Source organism: Agrobacterium genomosp. 2 str. CFBP 5494 (assembly GCF_900013495.1).
GTDB lineage: Bacteria > Pseudomonadota > Alphaproteobacteria > Rhizobiales > Rhizobiaceae > Agrobacterium > Agrobacterium pusense.
On the sequence record NZ_LT009718.1, the window covers coordinates 1,204,888 to 1,223,684 of the forward strand.

The 18,797-nt window shown below is 60.4% G+C and carries 23 protein-coding genes; 15 read left to right on the forward strand and 8 right to left on the reverse strand.

Going from position 1 to position 18,797, the window contains the following annotated elements; all coding sequences use genetic code 11:
- The coding region (locus AGR2A_RS05715) for a heavy-metal-associated domain-containing protein (protein WP_139786379.1) at positions 1–1,154 on the reverse strand (1,154 nt) is incomplete at its 3' end.
- A 166-nt stretch (positions 1,155–1,320) separates the two neighbouring features.
- Between AGR2A_RS05715 and AGR2A_RS05720 the strand changes: the two genes are divergently transcribed.
- Both AGR2A_RS05720 and AGR2A_RS05725 read left to right on the forward strand, forming a co-directional pair.
- Complete coding sequence (locus AGR2A_RS05720) at positions 1,321–2,235, forward strand: L,D-transpeptidase (RefSeq protein WP_035209470.1); 915 nt, start codon at positions 1,321–1,323, stop codon at positions 2,233–2,235.
- A gap of 155 nt (positions 2,236–2,390) precedes the next feature.
- Positions 2,391–3,116 carry a L,D-transpeptidase gene (locus AGR2A_RS05725; protein WP_072494136.1) on the forward strand — a complete coding sequence of 242 codons (726 nt, stop codon included), beginning with the start codon at positions 2,391–2,393 and terminating at the stop codon, positions 3,114–3,116.
- Positions 3,117–3,170: 54 nt separating this feature from the next.
- Here AGR2A_RS05725 and AGR2A_RS05730 read toward each other — a convergent pair whose 3' ends face one another.
- Positions 3,171–3,629: a MarR family winged helix-turn-helix transcriptional regulator gene (locus tag AGR2A_RS05730; protein ID WP_004440509.1), complete on the reverse strand. Its 459-nt coding sequence runs from the start codon at positions 3,627–3,629 to the stop codon at positions 3,171–3,173.
- Positions 3,630–3,821: 192 nt separating this feature from the next.
- Between AGR2A_RS05730 and AGR2A_RS05735 the strand changes: the two genes are divergently transcribed.
- The 3 genes from AGR2A_RS05735 to AGR2A_RS05745 all read left to right on the forward strand — a co-directional run bounded on the left by AGR2A_RS05735 (position 3,822) and on the right by AGR2A_RS05745 (position 5,651).
- The gene (locus tag AGR2A_RS05735) at positions 3,822–4,244 is read left to right on the forward strand and encodes an organic hydroperoxide resistance protein (RefSeq protein ID WP_003509379.1); all 423 of its coding nucleotides are present in this window, start codon (positions 3,822–3,824) and stop codon (positions 4,242–4,244) included.
- Between the two features lie 302 nt (positions 4,245–4,546).
- Entirely contained in the window at positions 4,547–4,930 is a 384-nt protein-coding gene (locus tag AGR2A_RS05740) for an MbcA/ParS/Xre antitoxin family protein (protein ID WP_004440515.1), read from the forward strand.
- On the forward strand, positions 4,890–5,651 hold the full coding sequence (locus tag AGR2A_RS05745; protein WP_004440518.1) for an RES family NAD+ phosphorylase: 762 nt from the start codon (positions 4,890–4,892) through the stop codon (positions 5,649–5,651). Before AGR2A_RS05740 ends, AGR2A_RS05745 begins: the two co-directional genes overlap by 41 nt.
- A gap of 40 nt (positions 5,652–5,691) precedes the next feature.
- Here the strand turns inward: AGR2A_RS05745 and AGR2A_RS05750 are convergent, their stop codons facing one another.
- From AGR2A_RS05750 to AGR2A_RS05760, 3 genes are all read right to left on the reverse strand, one after another.
- On the reverse strand, positions 5,692–7,206 hold the full coding sequence (locus AGR2A_RS05750; protein ID WP_072494137.1) for an ABC-F family ATP-binding cassette domain-containing protein: 1,515 nt from the start codon (positions 7,204–7,206) through the stop codon (positions 5,692–5,694).
- A gap of 404 nt (positions 7,207–7,610) precedes the next feature.
- Complete coding sequence (locus AGR2A_RS05755) at positions 7,611–8,033, reverse strand: YciI family protein (protein WP_004440523.1); 423 nt, start codon at positions 8,031–8,033, stop codon at positions 7,611–7,613.
- 87 nt (positions 8,034–8,120) lie between these two features.
- Entirely contained in the window at positions 8,121–8,567 is a 447-nt protein-coding gene (locus AGR2A_RS05760; RefSeq protein ID WP_072494138.1) for a MarR family winged helix-turn-helix transcriptional regulator, read from the reverse strand.
- A gap of 149 nt (positions 8,568–8,716) precedes the next feature.
- Here AGR2A_RS05760 and AGR2A_RS05765 point away from each other — a divergent pair, with 149 nt between their 5' ends.
- The 3 genes from AGR2A_RS05765 to AGR2A_RS05775 all read left to right on the forward strand — a co-directional run bounded on the left by AGR2A_RS05765 (position 8,717) and on the right by AGR2A_RS05775 (position 10,836).
- Positions 8,717–9,445, forward strand: coding sequence for a DUF899 domain-containing protein (locus tag AGR2A_RS05765; protein ID WP_035209476.1), 729 nt, complete (start codon positions 8,717–8,719; stop codon positions 9,443–9,445).
- A gap of 29 nt (positions 9,446–9,474) precedes the next feature.
- Complete coding sequence (locus AGR2A_RS05770; protein WP_035209477.1) at positions 9,475–9,963, forward strand: DUF1579 domain-containing protein; 489 nt, start codon at positions 9,475–9,477, stop codon at positions 9,961–9,963.
- A 93-nt stretch (positions 9,964–10,056) separates the two neighbouring features.
- Positions 10,057–10,836 (forward strand): VOC family protein, encoded by a 780-nt coding sequence (locus AGR2A_RS05775; RefSeq protein ID WP_045532522.1) that lies wholly within the window; start codon positions 10,057–10,059, stop codon positions 10,834–10,836.
- Between the two features lie 39 nt (positions 10,837–10,875).
- On the opposite strand, the gene AGR2A_RS05780 is transcribed toward AGR2A_RS05775, so the two are convergent.
- The gene (locus AGR2A_RS05780; RefSeq protein WP_022555795.1) at positions 10,876–11,772 is read right to left on the reverse strand and encodes a LysR family transcriptional regulator; all 897 of its coding nucleotides are present in this window, start codon (positions 11,770–11,772) and stop codon (positions 10,876–10,878) included.
- Positions 11,773–11,893: 121 nt separating this feature from the next.
- Between AGR2A_RS05780 and AGR2A_RS05785 the strand changes: the two genes are divergently transcribed.
- The 3 genes from AGR2A_RS05785 to AGR2A_RS05795 are packed head-to-tail and all read left to right on the forward strand — an operon-like array spanning position 11,894 to position 13,450.
- Positions 11,894–12,616 (forward strand): SDR family oxidoreductase, encoded by a 723-nt coding sequence (locus AGR2A_RS05785; RefSeq protein ID WP_072494139.1) that lies wholly within the window; start codon positions 11,894–11,896, stop codon positions 12,614–12,616.
- Positions 12,617–12,626: 10 nt separating this feature from the next.
- Complete coding sequence (locus AGR2A_RS05790; RefSeq protein ID WP_072494140.1) at positions 12,627–13,103, forward strand: carboxymuconolactone decarboxylase family protein; 477 nt, start codon at positions 12,627–12,629, stop codon at positions 13,101–13,103.
- Positions 13,100–13,450 carry an Atu4866 domain-containing protein gene (locus AGR2A_RS05795; protein WP_072494141.1) on the forward strand — a complete coding sequence of 117 codons (351 nt, stop codon included), beginning with the start codon at positions 13,100–13,102 and terminating at the stop codon, positions 13,448–13,450. The genes AGR2A_RS05790 and AGR2A_RS05795 overlap by 4 nt, the downstream gene beginning before the upstream one ends.
- Before the next feature lie 56 nt (positions 13,451–13,506).
- Here AGR2A_RS05795 and AGR2A_RS05800 read toward each other — a convergent pair whose 3' ends face one another.
- Positions 13,507–15,078 (reverse strand): helicase HerA-like C-terminal domain-containing protein, encoded by a 1,572-nt coding sequence (locus AGR2A_RS05800; protein WP_072494142.1) that lies wholly within the window; start codon positions 15,076–15,078, stop codon positions 13,507–13,509.
- A gap of 312 nt (positions 15,079–15,390) precedes the next feature.
- On the opposite strand from AGR2A_RS05800, the gene AGR2A_RS05810 reads away from it, so the two are divergent.
- Entirely contained in the window at positions 15,391–15,783 is a 393-nt protein-coding gene (locus tag AGR2A_RS05810) for a hypothetical protein (RefSeq protein ID WP_045532513.1), read from the forward strand.
- A 6-nt stretch (positions 15,784–15,789) separates the two neighbouring features.
- On the opposite strand, the gene AGR2A_RS05815 is transcribed toward AGR2A_RS05810, so the two are convergent.
- Positions 15,790–16,221 (reverse strand): winged helix-turn-helix transcriptional regulator, encoded by a 432-nt coding sequence (locus tag AGR2A_RS05815; protein WP_022555799.1) that lies wholly within the window; start codon positions 16,219–16,221, stop codon positions 15,790–15,792.
- Between the two features lie 103 nt (positions 16,222–16,324).
- On the opposite strand from AGR2A_RS05815, the gene AGR2A_RS05820 reads away from it, so the two are divergent.
- The 3 genes from AGR2A_RS05820 to AGR2A_RS05830 all read left to right on the forward strand — a co-directional run bounded on the left by AGR2A_RS05820 (position 16,325) and on the right by AGR2A_RS05830 (position 18,791).
- Entirely contained in the window at positions 16,325–17,083 is a 759-nt protein-coding gene (locus AGR2A_RS05820) for an SDR family oxidoreductase (RefSeq protein ID WP_072494143.1), read from the forward strand.
- A 70-nt stretch (positions 17,084–17,153) separates the two neighbouring features.
- On the forward strand, positions 17,154–17,993 hold the full coding sequence (locus tag AGR2A_RS05825) for a helix-turn-helix transcriptional regulator (RefSeq protein ID WP_072494144.1): 840 nt from the start codon (positions 17,154–17,156) through the stop codon (positions 17,991–17,993).
- Between the two features lie 186 nt (positions 17,994–18,179).
- On the forward strand, positions 18,180–18,791 hold the full coding sequence (locus AGR2A_RS05830) for a LysE family translocator (protein ID WP_072494145.1): 612 nt from the start codon (positions 18,180–18,182) through the stop codon (positions 18,789–18,791).
- Positions 18,792–18,797: the final 6 nt, after the last annotated feature.

The window sequence follows — 18,797 nt, forward strand, 5'->3', positions numbered from 1 at the left end:
GACAGCAGCACGACGATAGCCGCCTCTTCCGCCTCGCCAATGATGATCGCGCCGATGGCGGCAATGGTCATCAGCATCTCGATGGTGAAGACAGCGCCGAAACGGGCAGCATTAAAGGCATTGCGTGCGATCGGGAAGAGCGTGACCAGCGTGGCGACGATGAAGGCGTAACTACCCCAGGCCGGGAAGGTCAGTTCCGCCGCATAGGCAATCGCGACCAGAATGGTGCCGGTGAAGGTGTTGCGCGCCTTGGCGGTGCGCCACCATGCACCTTTTTCGTCCGCGCCATGGGCGTGCCCTATCTCGGCGCTCTGGTTTGCGGCGGCAGGTGCGGCAGCGTGGGAATGGCCCGCATGGTCGTGTCCGTGATCGTGACCTGAATGATCATGGCCGGAGTGATCGTGGTCATGCCCGTTGCAGGAATGCTGCTTGTCTCCAGAATGGTCATGCGCTGCGTGGTCGTGGCCGGAATGATCATGCCCGGAGTGATCATGACCGGAATGATCATGATCGTGATGGCCACCGCATGTCGCGTGATCATGATCGTCTTCGTGCTTTTGATCCGGCGTTTTTTCGCGCGCGGCCTTCTCCTGCGGCAGCAGGGCCGGCTTGAAGCCGAGCTTGCGCAACGTATCCTCGATCTTTTCCACCGGGGTTTTGTTTTCGGCAAGCGAAAGGTTCAGCCGCTCGCGGGCCACCGACACCTTGACGTCAGCAACGCCGGGCAGGCGGGACAGTGCGGTTTCGATCTTGGCCGCGCAGCTGCCGCAATCCATGCCGCCGACCGCAAAGGTCAGCGCATTGTTGTTTTCAATAGCCGTTTGGGGCGTGTCATGATGGTGACCGCCGCAGGAGGAATGGTCGTGCCGATCGGCCTCCACCTTTGCTGCGGGCGCTTTTTCGCGCGGCAGCAGAGCGGGCTTGAAGCCGAGCTTGCGCAACGTATCCTCGATTTTTTCCACCGGGGTTTTGTTTTCGGCAAGCGAAAGGTTCAGCCGCTCGCGGGCCACTGACACCTTGACGTCGGCAACGCCCGGCAGGCGCGACAGCGCGGTTTCGATCTTGGCCGCGCAGCTGCCGCAATCCATGCCACCGACCGAGAAGGTCAGGGCCTCCGGTTCCCCGTTCAAACTGCCGCGTGTCGAAATATTCATGGTTTCGCTCCTGAATTCCACTCGACAGCCAATCTGGCACCTCTAGCAACTAGAGCTTCAAGAGGAAAAATGCGATTCTCCGATTTTTTTTGAAAAACCGACGCCAGCTTCGCGCCAGCCGCGCGGTCCATCATGGCCTCAGATTGGATTCCATGAAGCGGTTCAGATGATAGCACTCCTTTTGAAAAACGGTCGCCGGGCGGCCTCTCTGGTCGGGCTTGCCCTGCTGCCCCTGATGAGCGGCTGCCTTTTCGTGACGGATACGACCCGAATGGACCCGGACGTCTTCGTCAGGGAAACGGCGCCGGTGTTCAATTTCAATTCCGTCAGCTCCAATCGCCAGCCGGAACTGCCGCCGCAGCCGGGCCAGCTTTCGACGCGCCCGCCGGATCTGTTCCGAACCCGCTTCCATCAGGAATATGGCCCGCCGGTGCGCGGCCAGGGGCTGCAGGCCCCGCAGGTGCAGGGCTATAATGTGCCCCAGGGTCAAAGCCAAGGCCAGGCGGTGGCCTATGGCCTGCCGGTCTCCAATCCGCTGCACCGTGTCATGTATGGCCCAATCCGCGACGAGGACCGCTCCTTGCCGGCCATTCCCTATGGCCGCATCGATCCGCGTTATCTCCGGCAGGAGGTAAGCTACCAGACGGCGGAAGCGCCCGGCACCATCGTGGTCGATACGAAGCAGCATTTCCTCTATCTCGTGCAATCCGGCGGCAAGGCCATCCGCTATGGCGTCGGGCTGGGACGTGACGGTTACGCCTGGTCGGGCCGTGGCAAGATCCAGTGGAAGGCCAAGTGGCCGCGCTGGACGCCGCCCGATGAAATGGTCAAGCGCCAGCCGGAACTCGCCTCCATCTCCGCCGCCAATGGCGGCATGACACCGGGTCTGAACAATCCGCTCGGCGCACGCGCGCTTTATATCTTCAAGGATGGCAAGGACACGCTGTACCGCGTGCATGGCACGCCGGACTGGCAGTCTGTCGGCAAGGCGACGTCCTCCGGCTGCGTGCGCATGCTCAATCAGGATGTGATCGATCTCTATGAGCGCGTGCCGCAGGGTGCCCAGATTGTGGTTATCTGAACACGTTCTAAAAGAAAGAGATAGGGGACCCATTCCGCCAGCAGCTTGTGACTGGCTTTTAGCGGTCGGTTAACTATTTTCGCAATACGCATGATACGGAACAAATGACGTACAACGGCGATCTAGCCGTTCGAAATGTGGGACAAACCGGCCTTATGACAAGCACCGACACAGATCTTTCCAGACGCACCTTTCTTTCCCTTCTTGGCCTTTCTTCCGCTTCGCTTCTCGCAGGCTGCGCCTCATCGGGCACGGGAGACGCCATCCGCCAGCAGGCAAATGCCATTGGCAGCGATTTCCGCCAGATGTTCTCGTCCGGCGTCAGCGACGCGGAACTGGCCGTCATGTACGGCTCGGTCGAGGATGGCGGTTACGTCATTCCTGCCGTGCCGTATCAGAAAATCGACCGACGTTATTACCGCCAGCGGGTCGTTGATCCGACGGGCGAACGTCCAGGCACCGTGGTCGTCGATACGCGTTCGCGCTTCCTTTACGTGGTGGAGCCGGGCGGCAGCGCCATGCGTTATGGCGTCGGCATTGGCCGCGAAGGTTTCGCCTGGTCGGGCGAGGGCGTCATCCAGTGGCGTCAGAAATGGCCGAAGTGGACACCGCCGGACGAAATGGTCGCCCGCCAGCCGGAACTCACCAAATATTCCTCCAAGAACGGCGGCATGCCGCCGGGCCTGAAGAACCCGCTCGGCGCCCGCGCGCTCTATATCTTCCAGAATGGCAAGGACACACTTTACCGCCTGCACGGTTCGCCGGAGTGGAACTCCATTGGCAAGGCGGTCTCCTCCGGCTGCGTGCGCCTGATGAACCAGGACGTCATCGATCTCTACGACCGCGTGCCGCAGAAGGCGCGTGTCGTGGTCTGGCAGTGAGCCGCGACTTCTTCATATGAAAAAAGGCGGCTCCGTGCCGCCTTTTTTGTTACGTCAGGGTCGGGTGAGGCTGTCCTTCAGCGCATTCACCCGGTCGCGGATCTGCACCAGCTCTTCCAGCCCGCAACCAGTGGCATTGCCGATTGCCGCCATGATCTTCACGCCCTCTTTTTTAAGGTTCGCGCCCTTTGGCGTCAGGGCCACCAGCACCTGTCGTTCGTCCACCGTCCCGCGCTTGCGGGTGATCAGGCCCGCATGCTCCAGCCTTTTCAGCAGCGGGGAAAGGGTGCCGGAATCGAGCCCCAGCATTTCGCCGAGCGCCTTGACGGTCGAGGTCTCTTTCTCCCATAGCGCCATCATGACCAGATATTGCGGATAAGTCAGCCCGATTGGGTCGAGCAGCGGTTTGTAGGCCCTTGTGAAGGCATGCGCCGCGCCGTAAAGCGCAAAACATATCTGCTGGTCCAGCCTCAGCAGGCTTTCCATCTTCTTGTCGTCGCCCTCTGCACCCATTTTCCTGCTCCAAAATCAACCGGGGAGGGAACAATCGGCCCCCGCTTTCGGTTCCTGCCGCATGGATGCGCGGCGAAATTTCGTGAAAATTATCGCAAAAAACGAATTCGCATTCAATGTGCAAAATTATATTGCGCACAATTCAATTGTTCGCTATAAGAGCCTCAACGCCAACCCGAAGGAGTAAATGTCATGCCAATTCTCTACACGACCAAAGCATCTGCCACCGGTGGCCGCGCCGGTAACGCCAAGTCGGAAGACGGCGTTCTCGACGTCACACTCACTGTTCCCAAGGAACTGGGCGGTGATGGCGCCCGCGGCACCAATCCGGAACAGCTTTTTGCAGCCGGTTATTCCGCCTGCTTCCTCGGCGCCCTGAAATTCGTCGCCGGCAAGGAAAAGGTAAAGATTCCTGAAGACACCACTGTGACGGCAACCGTCGGTATCGGCCCGCGCGAAGACGGCGGCGGCTTCGGCATCGAAGTCTCGCTGAAGGCCAATATTCCTGGTGTGGAGCGCGAAGTTGCTGAAAAACTGGTTGCTGCTGCGCACATCGTCTGCCCCTACAGCCACGCCATGCGCACCTCCACGGAAGTGCCGGTCTCGGTAGCCTGATTTTTCAGGTCTGAAATGTGTGGCGGGTTCATCCCGGCCTGAAGTGGACCGCGACGTCTCCTCCGCATGCAGGACTAGATCCGGCATCCATGCCCCGGCGCGTCTGCGCCTTGAAAGGAGTCTATCGCGATCAAGGACTTGATCGCGCTGGACCCCGGATCTAGTCCGGGGTGACGGGGCGGGGCGCCCTGCACACGATAAATATCAGGCTTGGGCAGTGGATCGTCATTCCTGCGTTCATTCCGCCCTTCTTGTTTGCAGAAAGAAATGTGCTATATTCTTTCCAAGGAAAGGATAGACCCATGAATATTCACACCAAGGCCACCGCGGACCCCGCATCGCAAGGCAGGGTCGTCACCAAGGCTGTCATCGCCGCCGCGGAGCGGCTCGGCCTGAATGCCGCCCGCACGGCGGATATTCTTGGCGTTTCCGCGCCCACGGTGTCGCGTATGAAGCGGCTTGATTTCCTGCTGGAGCCGGGTGCCAAATCTTTTGAACTGGCTGTGTTGCTGATCCGGGTTTTCCGTTCGCTGGATGCGATTGCCGGCGGCGACGAGGCCGTGGCGAAAAGCTGGCTGCGCAATCATAACACGGCGCTCGGCGCCGTACCTGCCGACAAGCTGACTACCATTACCGGATTGATCGATGTCCTCTCCTATCTGGACGCCCGACGCGCTCCTGTCTGAAAAACGCGCTGCGGCGGGAAAATACTGGCGGTTGGTGGAGGCGCAGCACCAGGTTTCCACCATGAAGCTGGTGGATACGGTGGAAGAGCAATCGCTGCTGGAAGATATTCTGGAGGCGAGCAAGCGGCCGTTTCCACCCGAATGCGCCGGTTTTGATTATCTTCTCGCGACGCCCTTCCGTTATGGCGCAGCCTATCCGCATGGCTCGCGGTTCCGCCGCGCGGGCTATACCGAAGGCGTTTATTACGCCGCCGCGAAGGTGGAAACGGCGCTTGCTGAAATGGCCTTTTACCGGCTGCTGTTTTACGCCGAATCGCCTGGCACGCCGCTGCCTGCCAATCCAGCCGATTATTCCGCCTTTGCCGCCCGCGTCGCCACCGATGCCGCGCTGGATCTGACCGAACCGGCACTCAACCGCGACGAGGCCCTGTGGACTGATCCCACGAATTACGAAGCTTGCCAGACACTGGCGGATCAGGCGCGTCTCGCCCGGATCGAGGCCATACTCTACCGCTCGGTGCGCGATCCGGCAGGCGGCCTCAACATTGCCATCCTGTCGCCGAAGGCATTCGCCGAAAAATCGCCGGTGGAGCGGATGAGCTGGCGCATCCATCTTTCGAAAACCGGGGTGCAGGCGCTGTGCGAATTCCCGATGCGGCGAACCGGTTTTTCGGCCGCGGATTTTGCCGGTGATCCACGCCTCGCCAGCCTGCTGGGCTGACGGGCGTTCTCTGTTTCATCCTCTTGGCGGGCCGATGATGTCAGGCGGAAGCGAAAAACGCTTCCGGGTCGTCAACTTCCACCAGCCTGCGCTTGTCGATCAGCCAGAAGCGGTTACCTACCGTCCGCACAAAACTCCTGTCATGCGAAACGAGGACGCAGCTGGCTTCACGGCTGATGATTTCCGCCTCCAGCGCTTCCTGTCCCTCGATATCCAGATGGTTCGTCGGCTCGTCCAGCAGGTAGAAATTCGGCTCCGCCAGCCTGAGCGCCAGCATGGCAAGTCGCGCCTTCTGCCCGCCTGAGAGCGTGGCGATCCGGCGTTTCTGCATTTCCATGTCGATGCCGGCGCCAGCGAGCAGGCCGTGGATGCGCTGGTCGCCAATGTCGAAGCGATGCGAGAGAAGCGTCGCCGGCGTGCTGTCGTCATCGATGTCGGCAAGCGACTGGTCGACATATCCGGCTACTAGCGAGGGCGTGGCCTTGATGCCCTCCTGAATATGGCCATCACCCGTCACCGCCGCCTGCAGCAGTGACATCAGCCGCGTCTTGCCGACACCGTTGCGACCGAGAATGACGATGCGGTCGCCCTGGCGGATGAATTGCCGGTCGGTGCGAAACAGCACCGTTCCGTCCGGCGTGGAGACGGCCACATCCTCCAGCGTTACCAGTACCTTGGCATGGGTGCCGCGATTGGCGAGCTGGATTTTGCCGGCGGATCGTTCGATATGGGCAGGGCGCGCTTTCTCCTCGATCCTTTCCGCACGCTCGCGCAATTGCTTGGTTTTAACGGTCAGGAGATCGCTGCCGGAATTGATGCCGATATTGTTGAGCTTGGCCGCCTGCCGGCGCAACTGCTGTGCGGTTTTCATGTCGCGCTGGAAACGCCGCTCATCGGCGGCGTCCTCCTCCTCCAGCGCCGCGCGCGCACGGCCATAGGGCAGGCGAAACAGCGCCGAGTTCTCAGGCCGAAGGAAAAGCGTCGTCCGCGTGACATTGTCGAGAAAGGCGCGGTCGTGGCTGACGATGATGACGGCCGTGTCGCGCGGCAGGGCGCCCAGCCAGCTTTCCAGCACGTTGATCTTTTCAAGGTCGAGATGGTTGGTCGGCTCGTCGAGCAGCAGCACGTCAGGCTCTGTGATCCAGGCCTTGGCCAGCATGGCAAGCCTCTGCCAGCCGCCGCTCAGTTCTTTCAGGCGACGCTCGCGAAACGGCTCCGGCACCAGCATGTCATCGAAGATGATGTCTGCGCGCCAGCTTTCGCTATCGATCGTATCCGCCGGCAGGGCGGAGAGCACAGCATCCCGCATGGTCAGCTCCATCAGGGCGGCAGGCGGATTTTGGCGCACGATGGACTGGGTGAGCCCGCGCAGCCGGGTGATGTCGCCGCTACTGGGCTCCATGTCGCCCACCAGGCAATTGAGCAGGGTGGACTTGCCGCAACCATTGGCGGCGACGATGCCGATGCGGTCGCCCGCATTCACGGTGAGGCTAAGATTGGAAAAAAGCGGTTTGCCAAGGATGATACCGAGGTTGCGCAGCGTAATGATGGTCATGATGTCGTCTCTGGCGAAGACGGACCCGCACCGTTGCCTGCGCGTGCAGGACGTGGGTTCGGTTATCGGTGATCCGTCGTGAAACTATGCGCAATGGCAGACGAACTGCGTCCTGCGCGGCCTTTTAGGCAAACCAGAGGGTGATGTTCCGGTCAGCCCTGCAAACGTGTCCGCAGGGCAAAAAGGTGGCAGAGCTGACGATTGCGCCAGAAGCAGGAAATATCCATGCGAAGCCTCCTTTCTTGAAACGGGTTGAACCGCCCGACCATTAACAGCGGCGGCGATCCGTTGCAACCCACTTTGAGAAGGGGTGGGTAGGGCCGATGCGGCAAGGCCTGCCCGGTGTGAGATTTAGTCGATGCCGCACCTGATCCTTTCAGCCGGGCTCGTTTGGCCCGCTGGCGTCATTGGTTGCCGACACGCGCCCGCAGTTCTTCGACATGAGCGGCGATTTCAGGTGTCACCGCGTCGCCGAAGTCTTCCATTTCAAACATGGGGCGGATTTCGATTTCGCTGCGCTCCAACATCGGGTTCGGGCAGCGTTTTACCCATTCTACCGCCTCGTCCATGTCCTTCACGTTCCAGATCCAGAAACCGGCGACCAACTCGTTGGTGTGCGGGAAGGGACCGTCGATCACGGTGCGGCTGTCGCCGTCGAAGATCACGCGCTTACCCTTGGAGGAGGGGTGCAGGCCGTCGCCGGACTGCATGATGCCGGCATTGACCAGTTCTTCGTTGAATTTCCCCATTGCCTCCATCAGTTCCGTCGTCGGCATCACGCCGTCTTCGCTGCTTTTTGTGGCTTTTACAAAAACGATTGCACGCATGATCATTCCTCCTGGATTGCGTTTCGTTCAGTTTCGCTCTCCGGCGCGACAACCGGATGACAGTCTTGCCGGGGCGCTCCACCCGTGTCAGCCAAGATCGATGAGGTCGCGGCGCAGTCTTTCAGGGTCACCGCTTCCAATCTTTGCTTCGATTTCCGCATGGGTCTGCTCCCATATCGGGAACGCGGCGGCGAGTACGGCCATCCCGTCAGCCGTCAGCCGCAGCCGTTTGCCGCGCTTGTCCTTCGGGTCCTGTTCGATGCTGACCAGCCCGCGCCGCTCCAGCGGCTTCAGCGCCGCCGTCAACGTCGTGCGGTCCATCGCCAGAAGATTGGCGACCGGCCCCATCGACGGCGGCTCCGGTCGGTTCAGCGACATCAGCAGCGAAAATTGACCATTGTTGATGCCCACCGGCTTCAACGCATTGTCGAACAGCCGTGCCAGCGCCCGTGCCGCACGCTGTGCATGCAGGCACAGGCAGGAATCACGCACGAGAATGGTTGTCGCAAAAGGAATCACGCTGACGTTTGACATGCGCTAAATATGTTGATATCAACCTAATTAGTCAAGCGGAACTTGGTGCTCTGCAGACTGTTTGTTGCCTTTCAGCACAGAAATAGGCGGTGCCGGCCGTTGGGACGGAGCGGCGCCGAGGTGAAGGACGGATCCAAGGAGGAAAGATCATGTCTCATCCCGTCGTTTCAAAAGAGGAGTGGCTTGCGGCCCGCCGCGATCTGCTGGTGAAGGAAAAGGAATTGACCCGTGCTCGTGACAGGCTGAACGAAGCCCGTCGCGCATTGCCGTGGGAGGAGGTGACGAAGGATTATATCTTCGACGCGCCCTCCGGCCCCAAATCGCTGCAGGAGCTGTTCGGTGATTGCAGTCAGCTGATCGTCTACCACTTCATGCTGGCGCCGGACTGGGAGGAGGGCTGCGTTGGCTGCTCCTTCTTCGCCGATCACGTCGATGGCGCGCTGATCCATCTCAAGCATGGCGATGCTGGCTTCGTCGCGGTGTCGCGGGCACCGCTTGAAAAGATCGAAAGCTACAAAAACCGCATGGGTTGGAAATTCCCCTGGGTTTCAGCCGCAGGTACGGATTTCAATTATGATTATCAGGCCTCGTTTCGCGACGAGGACATGGCAAGCGGCGAAATCACCTACAATTACCGTGACATGGCGCCCTATGGCGACCTGAAGGACCTGCACGGCATCAGCGTTTTCGCCAAGGGCGAGGACGGCAAGATCTATCACACCTATTCCACTTATGCCCGCGGCGCGGAGCAGACGCTCGGCACATTGATGCTGCTCGATCTGGTGCCAAAAGGCCGTAATGAAGAGGGTGTAATGGATTGGGTGCGCCGCCACGACCAATATGAGGACGCGCCGAAAGCCGCATCCTGCTGCCACTGAAAACGGCAAGACGAGAGGAGGAGACGACAATGGAAATGGAAAGCGTCAAGCCGCAGAAGGAACACGAATTCCTGTCTAGGCTCGTCGGCGACTGGGTAATGGTTGCCGGCCATGAAGGATACGATCCTGATGATCCGGACCAGCGTTTTACGGAGACCGTCCGCTCCATCGGCGGGTTATGGATCATCGGCGAAGGCTCCGGCAGGATGCCTGACGGCGACCGGATGACGGCCGTCATAACGGTCGGCTTCGATCCGGCCAAGGGCAATTTTGTCGGCACCTGGGTAGGGTCGATGATGACGCATCTCTGGGTCTACAAGGGCTGGCTGGAAGAGGACGGCAAGACCCTGACGCTGGAAGCGGAAGGCCCCGCTTTCGACGGTTCCGGTGGCACCGCGACCTATCACGACGTGCTGGTGCTGCATGATGACAATCACCGCAGTTTCTCCGGCAGCGTCAGGCAGCCGGACGGCACATTCAAGACCTTCATGACATCGGAGTTCCGGCGCAAGTCGTAAAGCTCGCCCGGACTTGATCTGAACGAACGTGCCGCCGCGCCCTGCGGCGGGCGCTTGCCGAAACACCCGCCAAACCCTCCATAGGAGACGACAATGTCCGATACGCATGGAAAATTCATCTGGGTCGAGCTGATGACACCCGACATGGAAGCGGCCGCCCGCTTTTATGGTCATGTCGTTGGCTGGCAGACCAAGGATTTCGGCTCGCCGGAAATGCCCTATCTCGTGCTGGAAGCCGACGGCAAGGGCATGGGCGGCGTCATGGAACTGACCGACGAGCACAAGGGCCAGGGCATTCCGCCGAACTGGACGGCCTATGTCGATGTCGACGATGTGGACGCGACGGCAAAACGTTTTGCCGAAAAAGGTGGCGCGATCCGACGTCCGCCGCAGGATATCCCGGAAATCGGCCGCTTTGCCGTGGTGGCCGATCCCTATGGCGCCGTGCTCTGCATCATGACGCCGCAGCCAATGGAAACCGGCGGTTTCCCTGAGGATATGCAGGCGAAACAGGGCCATGTCGGCTGGTACGAACTCTTCACCGACAATGTAGATGAAGCGATGGCCTTCTACGGCGATGTTTTCGGCTGGACCAAGGACCATGATTTCGACATGGGCGAAATGGGCCCGTACCGCATCTTCGCCCATAACGGCAAAGCCGTTGGCGGCATCATGAAACGCATGCCGCAGGTTCCCGTCTGCCATTGGGGTTATTACTTCAATGTGGATGGCATCGATGACGCCATCACTCGCGTCAGTACCGGCGGCGGACAGGTCGTCAACGGCCCGATGGAAGTGCCCGGCGAAAGCTGGATCGTTAACTGCGTCGATCCGCAGGGTGCCTATTTCTCGCTGGTCTCGCAGAAGAAATAAGTCTGTTGCTGATGATCTGCCGGGGCAACGTCCGGCAGATCATCGCTCTCTCGACAGGCGAACGTGATCGATAAAGGCCCGCAGCTTCGGCGCAAGGTTGCGACGGCTGGGATAATAAAGATAAAACCCTGCGAAGCTGGGCGAATAGTCTTCCAACATGGAAACAAGCTCTCCGCGCTCCAGATAGGGCCGGAATGTCTCTTCCATGCCAAAGGTAATGCCTGCACCGGCACAGGCGAGCTTGATCATCAGCTGCATGTCGTTGGTGGTGAAAGCAGGCTCCACCGCCACCGCAAACTCCCGGCCGCTTTCGGCAAATTCCCATCTATATGGCGCAATACCCGGACGAGGCCGCCAGCCAATACACCTGTGCTCGATCAACTCGCTCGGCTGCGTCGGTAGGGCGAAACTGTTACGGTATCCAGGAGAACAGACGGCAAGCTGCCGCTGGGGAACTGATACCGGAACGGCAATCATATCCTGTTCGATAAGCTCTCCCAAACGCACGCCGGCATCATAATGCTCGGCGACAATATCGAATTCTTCATCCGTCACGACGATGTCGAGCTGCACTTCGGGATGTGCCTCGGCAAAGCTTGCGAGCAGAGGTCCCGACAAGAAACGTTCTGCAATGGACGACACCGCCAGCCGAAGCTGACCGCGCACCGTGCCGCCAAGCGATGAGGCTGCCTGCGCCGCCTGCGAGATCGCGCCTATGGAAGACGAGACATCAGCGTAAAGCTGCTGCCCCGCTTCCGTCAGGCTCACGCTGCGGGTGGTTCGTTGGACCAGCGCAATTCCCATTGTCTCCTCAAGCTTGCGGATGGTCTGGCTGACGGCGGAGCGGGTGACGCCCAGCCTGTCCGCGACGGCGCGAAAATTCCGTTCCTCGGCAACAAGGCAGAACGTCGAAACAGCATTGAGATCAATGTTCATTGGTTAGAAATTCTATCCATTGAGGTAAATATTAAGGCGGTTATCGCGACAATGCCTGAGCGCTATCTTCCCTGCAACGGTCGATTTCGAAAAAGCCGACCGTAACAGCAAGGAGATAGCCATGACATTGAACAAAGTTGTTCTCATCACGGGTGCATCGAGCGGGATCGGTGAAGGCATTGCGCGAGAGCTGGCCGCCGCCGGCGCAAAACTGGTGCTCGGCGCGCGCCGGCTGGATCGCCTTGAGGCGCTGGCCGAAGAACTGCGCCGCACGGGCGCCGACGTCGTCGTCCATGCGCTTGACGTCACCGACAGGCAGAGCGTCGAGGCCTTCGCAGAGGCAGGCCGCAAGGCTTTCGGTGATATCGACGTCATCGTAAACAATGCCGGCATCATGCCGCTGTCGCTGATGTCGTCGCTCAAGGTCGATGAATGGGACCGCATGATCGACGTCAACATCAAGGGCGTGCTTTATGGCGTCGCGGCCGTTCTGCCCGAGATGACCGCACGTGCCTCCGGCCACATCATCAACATCGCTTCCATTGGCGCGCTCGCGGTCTCGCCAACGGCGGCCGTTTATTGCGCGACGAAATTTGCCGTGCGGGCGATTTCGGACGGGCTGCGGCAGGAAAACCGCGACCTGCGTGTCACCTGCATTCACCCCGGCGTGGTGGAAAGCGAACTCGCCCACACCATCACCGACCCGGCCGCCGCCGAACTGATGCAGAGCTACAGGGCCATCGCCCTGAAGCCGGACGCGATCGGCCGCGCGGTGCGCTACGCCATCGAACAGCCTGACGATGTGGACGTCAACGAAATCGTTGTCCGCCCCACCGCTGCCTGAGGAGATTGACATGAAAGCCATTTTTTCGACCGCGCTTGCGATTGCCATGCTCGCGGGATCTGCCGCCGCACTCGCAAATACGCAGCACATGGATGACCGTTTGAAACGCGGCGATGAGGTCGTCCGCAGCCTCAACAATGGCCAGCCGCAGGCCAATCTGGAGCGCATGCGGCAGGAGTTTCCGTTCCTGGCGCAGGCAACAGAAGGGTATGCCCTGGGTGAGGTCTGGTCGCGGCCGGGCCTGGATAACCGCACCCGCCAGCTGGCCGCCGTCGCTGTCATGGCGGCCCTTGGCGAGCGTGATCTGATGAAGGTCCACGCCGGCTATGCGCTGAATGTGGGCGCAACCGACGAGGAACTGAAGGAGATGATCTATCTCATCACCGTTCCTGCGGGCTTCCCAAAGGCCATCGCCGCATCACGCACGCTTGCGGAACTGTTCGAGGAACGCCGCGCCAATGCCGCAACGGGAGTTGAGAGACAATGAACATCGTATCGACATCGGTTGCGCTTCTGCTTGCGGCGGCTTCCGCCGAAGGGGAGAACCGCAAATCTAGCAACGCCACGGAAGTGAAGATGACGGAGACGGCCCAAATAAAGAACCACCCTTATGTCGGCATGTGGGTCACCGGCGATGGCCACGTTCGTCAGGAACTTCTGCCCAATGGCCGCTACGACGAGGCGCGGGGTAACCGCAAGAGCGCCTATCAGGGACGATATGAGGTGAAGGGAAACCACATCGACTATTGGGACGATACCGGCTTTACGGCCGATGGCGAATTCGTGGACGACATTCTCTACCACGGCGGCATGATCTTCTACCGCGAGAAGTGATAACCACGCCAATCAAGCGCCGCCCGCTCCATCGAGAGCGGGCGGCGCGCTTGTTGCTATCGCTTCAAACTACCCAAAATCCCGCGTACGATGGCGCGGCCTACCGAAGTCGCGACCGAACGGGCAGCACTTTTCATCGCGGCCTCGATCACCGTTTCGCGCTGGTAGCCGGAACGGCGCGTGCCGCCGTTGCGTGAGCCGCTGGAATTTTGCGCAGGTTCGTCATCACCGAAGCCGGGCAGGCGCCAGCGGCCGGAGGCGTTGTCGGACTGGTTTTGGGTATTTTCTTCTTCAGCACGCTTCGCAGCCTCGGCCTCCGCCGCCTTCTGGGCACGGACGGCAAGAATCTCGAAAGCCGATTCCCGGTCTATATCCTTGTCATATTGGCCGGAGACGGGGCTGAGATCGATCAGCGATTTGCGTTCCGCATCCGTCAGCGGTCCGACGCGGCCGGATGGTGGCCTGACGAGCGTGCGCTCGACGATCGAGGGCGCACCCTTGTCGTGCAGGGTGGAAATCAGCGCTTCACCCGTGCCGAGCGTGGTGATGGTATCTGCCGTGTTGAAGGCCGGGTTCTGTCGAAACGTATCGGCTGCCGTGCGCACGGCTTTCTGTTCGCGCGGCGTATAGGCGCGCAGCGCATGCTGCACGCGGTTGCCTAGCTGGGCAAGCACGGTCTCCGGCACGTCGAGCGGGTTCTGCGTCACGAAATAAACGCCAACGCCCTTGGAGCGGATGAGGCGCACGACCTGCTCCACACGCTCCACCAACACGCGCGGCGCATCGTTGAACAGCAGATGCGCTTCATCGAAGAAGAACACCAGACGCGGCTTTTCCGGATCGCCGACCTCGGGAAGCTCTTCGAAGAGTTCGGAGAGCATCCAGAGCAGGAAGGTGGCGTAAAGGCGCGGGTTCATCATCAGCTTGTCGGCGGCGAGAACCGAAACCGTGCCGCGCCCATCCGTGCCCACACGCATGATGTCGGCGATCTTCAACGCCGGCTCGCCGAAGAAATTGGCAGCGCCCTGCTGTTCGAGAACCAGCAGCCCGCGCTGCAGCGAACCGACCGAAGCCTTGGAAATCAGGCCGAACTGGTTGGAGAGTTCCGTTGCGTTTTCGCCCATATAGTTGAGGAGCGATTGCAGGTCTTTCAGATCGAGCAGCGGCAGCCCGCCCTGATCGGCGATCTTGAAGGCGATGTTGAGAACGCCTTCCTGCGCCTCGGAAGCATCCATCAGCCGGGCGAGCAGCAGCGGCCCCATTTCGGCGATGGTGGCACGCACGCGATGGCCTTTTTCGCCATAGAGATCCCAGAAGATGACAGGCGACTTGCCGTAGGAAAAATCGGTAAAGCCGATCTGTTCGGCGCGCTTCTGCACCCAGTCCTTCGCTTCGCCTTCCGCCGCGATTCCGGAAAGGTCACCCTTGATATCGGCGCAGAAGACCGGCACGCCGGCCTTCGAAAAACCTTCTGCCAGAACCTGCAACGTCACGGTCTTGCCCGTGCCTGTCGCGCCGGTGATGAGGCCGTGGCGGTTGCCGAATTTCAGTTCCAGATATTCGCCCTTGTTCAGGCTGTCATCCGGATTGCGGCTGGCGCCGATATAGAGCTGTCCGTCCTGCAACATCGACCAATTTCTCCTGCGGCTGAAACACGACCCCTAAAATCGCGGCGGATTTTGCAAAAGTCATGTCCGAATTAAAAGTGTTCCGGCATGATAGGGAGACTCCGGCAGGGAGCAGCCCTTTCATAGTTTGGTTGCGATGATCTTATAAGGACAGTTTCAAGGCGCAACAACTGCTTGATGGCGATGAAGAAAAAGCGCTTGATGAAAGTTGCCGCACCGCTCATGGCCGCTTGAATGCCACATGAGATTGTTTTACGTTGACGTTAACGTCAGTTCGTAGAAGTTGACGTCGTTTTTCAACAGGAGGCAAGAATGAACGAAGTCGTGGATCAGATCGCCGCAAAGGCGGGGATCGACCCTGAACTGGCTGAAAAGGCCATTGGCATGATTCTCGGTTTTCTCCAGCGCGAGGCTGCAGACGGCCCGATCGCGCGGATGATCGAAGCCATTCCCGGCGCGAGCGAGCTGGTGGCGCAGTATAATGGCGAAGGTGCCGGCGGCGGCGGTCTGCTCGGTGGCCTGATGAGCGCCATCGGCGGCGGCGGCATCATGGGGCTTGGCCAGCAGCTGATGAGCCAGGGCCTTGGCATGAGCGAGATTTCCACCCTCGCCAAGGAAACCATCGCCGCTGCCCGCCAGCATGCCGGCGATGAAACCGTCGATCAGGTGATCGCCTCGGTCCCGGGCCTCAGCCAGTTCGCCTGAGCCGGACTATTCCATCGCGGGGCGTGGCGGCTGTTCGTTGAACAGGCGCCGCGCCTCTTCTATTTCGGCATGGTGCGTTTCCGCCCATATCCACACCCCGCAAAAAGCGCTGCCCAGCGTGCGGCCAAGATTCGTCAGAGCATAATCCACATGTGGTGGAATGACGGGATGGACGGTGCGGCGCACCAGCCCGTCGCTTTCCATCTGCCGCAGCGTCTTCGTCAGCATCTTCTGGCTGATATTGCCGACATGTTTGCCGATCTGCGTAAAGCGCAGCGTGCCGTGCTCTTCCAGCACTTCGAGAATGAGCATCGTCCATTTGTCGGCCACCTTGGCAATGATGTCCTGAACCAGCGCCTCTATTGCCGGATCTGTATCCGTGGGTGGCGGAACCTTGCGCCGGTTCTCGATGGCCGGGTCGGCTGCGTGCCGCTTCATTTTACACTCTCCATTTAGTAAGTATAAATCTTTTGGGTGCCTACTTTCGATTGGAGAGCATCATAGCTAACTTCCTTTCAGCCAACAAGCAAAGGATGTTCCCATGAAAATCTCTGGCAATACCATTCTCATCACCGGCGGCGGTTCCGGCATCGGTCGTGCTCTGGCGGAGGCCTTTCACAAGGCCGGCAACAGGGTCATCATTTCCGGCCGGCGCAAGGCCGTACTCGACGAGGTGACGGCCGCCAATCCCGCCATGGCCTCGATGGTGATGGATGCGACTGACGCGGCAGGCATCCGCGCTTTCGCAGAGGCTCTGGTAAAGGCCCATCCCACTCTCAACGCCGTCATCAACAATGCCGGCATCATGCGGCCGGAAGACATCGCCGCAGCCCCGGATTATCTGGACACGGCCGAAGAAACCATCGCTACCAATCTTCTTGCACCCATCCGCCTGACGGCGGCGCTTTTGCCGCATTTCCTCAAGCAACCCGCCGCGACGGTGCTGACGGTCTCCTCCGGCCTCGCCTTCGTGCCGATGGTGCTGACCCCCACCTACAGCGCCACCAAATCCGCCATTCATGCCTATTCGGTCGCTCTGCGCGAGCAGCTTGAAGAGACGCCGGTGGAAGTCATCGAAATCGTGCCGCCTTACGTGCAGACGACGCTGATGGGTGAGGGGCAGGCGAAGGATGAAAGAGCCATGCCGCTTGATGCCTTCATTGCCGAAGTCATGGATATCCTCGAAAATCGTCCGGACGAGAAGGAAGTGGTGGTGGAACGCTGCAAGCCGCTGCGGTTTGCCGCGCAGAACGGAAATTTCGATCAGGTCTTCGCCATGATCAACCATATGCATCCTTGAGCGGCAGCGTCTGTCGCATGGGGACATCCTGTGATAGCGTCGCGCTCCTATCTGAGGAGTGCGCGCTTTCATGGCCCAAGGCCGGTTCCTGATGCCGAAAACCAGCATGCCCGGTGTCGTCGCCGTAGTGGCGGATAGCGATCGTTCTTTCCCACGCCATATGCATGATCAATTCGGTATCGGCGTCATCGAACGCGGCGCGCAGAAATCGCTTTCCGGCCGTGGCATGGTGGAAGCGGCCGCCGGTCAGGTCATCACCGTCAATCCCGGCGAGATACATGACGGTATCCCGCTCGGGGAGGGCGGCCGCGCCTGGCGGATGCTCTATCTCGGCGTCGATATCGTGCGCGATGTCATTGCCGATGTCTGTGAGAAGGATCGCGGCTTTTTCGAATTCGCCTATCCTGTTGGTGCAAGGCCTTTGGCGGAGCGGTTCAACGCTGTCTTTTCCGCCGTCACTGCAAAGGAACGTCCGGGCGAAACCCTGCACAGCGACGAGACCTTGCTGATGCTTCTGGCGGCTGCGATGGAGACGGCGGCTAAACCGCCCGTGGTGACCTCGCCCGACACCATCAGGCGCGCGAAAAGCAGCATCGATGACGACCCTGCCCACCCGTTCCGCCTTGCCGATCTGGCCGCGGAAGCCGGCATGAGCCAATTCCGTTTCCTGCGCGCCTTCGCAAAAGCAACCGGCCTGACGCCGCACAGCTATCTTCTCCAGCGGCGCGTCCATCTGGCCCGGCACGCGCTGGCCGGAGGTAAGCCGCCGGCCGAGGTTGCCTTCCTTGCCGGTTTTGCCGACCAGAGCCATCTGAACCGCGTTTTCGTGCGCCAGTTCGGGGTGACGCCGGCGGTTTACCGGGCGGCGACGGGCGGCGGATCGTCGCTCTCTTCCGTCATGCCGGACTAGATCCGGCATCCAGCCATGGCGCGTCTGCGCCGTGAAAGAAGTCTTTCGTGGTCAAGGACTTGACCACGCTGGACCCCGGCTCGGGGGCCGGGGTGACGGTGTGCGGATTTGGCCCTGCAATTTCATCCAAGACACCCGCCCCAGTCATCACCATGCTCTCGTCCTTCACCCACAGGACACTGCATCATGACACCCGAATTCCTCATCACATCCTTCATCGTCGCTGCCTCTCCGGGCACCGGCGTGGTTTACACGCTGGCTGCCGGCCTTTCGCAGGGGACGCGGGCGAGCGTCATTGCGGCTTTCGGCTGCACGCTCGGCATCGTGCCGCATCTGCTCGCCGCCATCACCGGTCTTGCCGCCATCCTGCACACCAGTGCGCTGGCCTTTAGCGTGGTCAAATATCTGGGGGTCGCCTATCTGCTCTACATGGCGTGGAACACGCTGCAGGAGAATGGCGCGCTGAAGATCGATGAGACGAGGCAGCCGCAGAAAGCCGCCCGCGTCATCGGTGAGGCGATCCTCATCAATCTGCTGAACCCGAAACTGTCGATCTTCTTTTTTGCCTTCCTGCCGCAGTTCATCGCGCCGGATGAGGCTTTGCCGACATGGCGCGTGGTCGATCTCGGGCTGATCTTCATGGCCATGACGTTTCTGGTCTTTGCGCTTTACGGCTGTTTTGCCGCCTCGGTCCGGCGGCAGGTGGTGTCACGCCCGGCGGTCCTCGCCTGGCTGAGACGCAGCTTCGCCGCCGCATTCGTGGCGCTGGGGGCGAAGCTGGCCTTGACCGAGCGATAAGGGGGG

Bases quoted from the DNA above. Each gene is read 5' to 3' on its own strand.
- AGR2A_RS05720 (WP_035209470.1), top strand. From the start codon at position 1,321: ATGATAGCACTCCTTTTGAAAAACGGTCGCCGGGCGGCCTCTCTGGTC.
- AGR2A_RS05725 (WP_072494136.1), top strand. From the start codon at position 2,391: ATGACAAGCACCGACACAGATCTTTCCAGACGCACCTTTCTTTCCCTT.
- AGR2A_RS05730 (WP_004440509.1), bottom strand. From the start codon at position 3,629: ATGGGTGCAGAGGGCGACGACAAGAAGATGGAAAGCCTGCTGAGGCTG.
- AGR2A_RS05735 (WP_003509379.1), top strand. From the start codon at position 3,822: ATGCCAATTCTCTACACGACCAAAGCATCTGCCACCGGTGGCCGCGCC.
- AGR2A_RS05740 (WP_004440515.1), top strand. From the start codon at position 4,547: ATGAATATTCACACCAAGGCCACCGCGGACCCCGCATCGCAAGGCAGG.
- AGR2A_RS05745 (WP_004440518.1), top strand. From the start codon at position 4,890: ATGTCCTCTCCTATCTGGACGCCCGACGCGCTCCTGTCTGAAAAACGC.
- AGR2A_RS05750 (WP_072494137.1), bottom strand. From the start codon at position 7,206: ATGACCATCATTACGCTGCGCAACCTCGGTATCATCCTTGGCAAACCG.
- AGR2A_RS05755 (WP_004440523.1), bottom strand. From the start codon at position 8,033: ATGCGTGCAATCGTTTTTGTAAAAGCCACAAAAAGCAGCGAAGACGGC.
- AGR2A_RS05760 (WP_072494138.1), bottom strand. From the start codon at position 8,567: ATGTCAAACGTCAGCGTGATTCCTTTTGCGACAACCATTCTCGTGCGT.
- AGR2A_RS05765 (WP_035209476.1), top strand. From the start codon at position 8,717: ATGTCTCATCCCGTCGTTTCAAAAGAGGAGTGGCTTGCGGCCCGCCGC.
- AGR2A_RS05770 (WP_035209477.1), top strand. From the start codon at position 9,475: ATGGAAATGGAAAGCGTCAAGCCGCAGAAGGAACACGAATTCCTGTCT.
- AGR2A_RS05775 (WP_045532522.1), top strand. From the start codon at position 10,057: ATGTCCGATACGCATGGAAAATTCATCTGGGTCGAGCTGATGACACCC.
- AGR2A_RS05780 (WP_022555795.1), bottom strand. From the start codon at position 11,772: ATGAACATTGATCTCAATGCTGTTTCGACGTTCTGCCTTGTTGCCGAG.
- AGR2A_RS05785 (WP_072494139.1), top strand. From the start codon at position 11,894: ATGACATTGAACAAAGTTGTTCTCATCACGGGTGCATCGAGCGGGATC.
- AGR2A_RS05790 (WP_072494140.1), top strand. From the start codon at position 12,627: ATGAAAGCCATTTTTTCGACCGCGCTTGCGATTGCCATGCTCGCGGGA.
- AGR2A_RS05795 (WP_072494141.1), top strand. From the start codon at position 13,100: ATGAACATCGTATCGACATCGGTTGCGCTTCTGCTTGCGGCGGCTTCC.
- AGR2A_RS05800 (WP_072494142.1), bottom strand. From the start codon at position 15,078: ATGTTGCAGGACGGACAGCTCTATATCGGCGCCAGCCGCAATCCGGAT.
- AGR2A_RS05810 (WP_045532513.1), top strand. From the start codon at position 15,391: ATGAACGAAGTCGTGGATCAGATCGCCGCAAAGGCGGGGATCGACCCT.
- AGR2A_RS05815 (WP_022555799.1), bottom strand. From the start codon at position 16,221: ATGAAGCGGCACGCAGCCGACCCGGCCATCGAGAACCGGCGCAAGGTT.
- AGR2A_RS05820 (WP_072494143.1), top strand. From the start codon at position 16,325: ATGAAAATCTCTGGCAATACCATTCTCATCACCGGCGGCGGTTCCGGC.
- AGR2A_RS05825 (WP_072494144.1), top strand. From the start codon at position 17,154: ATGGCCCAAGGCCGGTTCCTGATGCCGAAAACCAGCATGCCCGGTGTC.
- AGR2A_RS05830 (WP_072494145.1), top strand. From the start codon at position 18,180: ATGACACCCGAATTCCTCATCACATCCTTCATCGTCGCTGCCTCTCCG.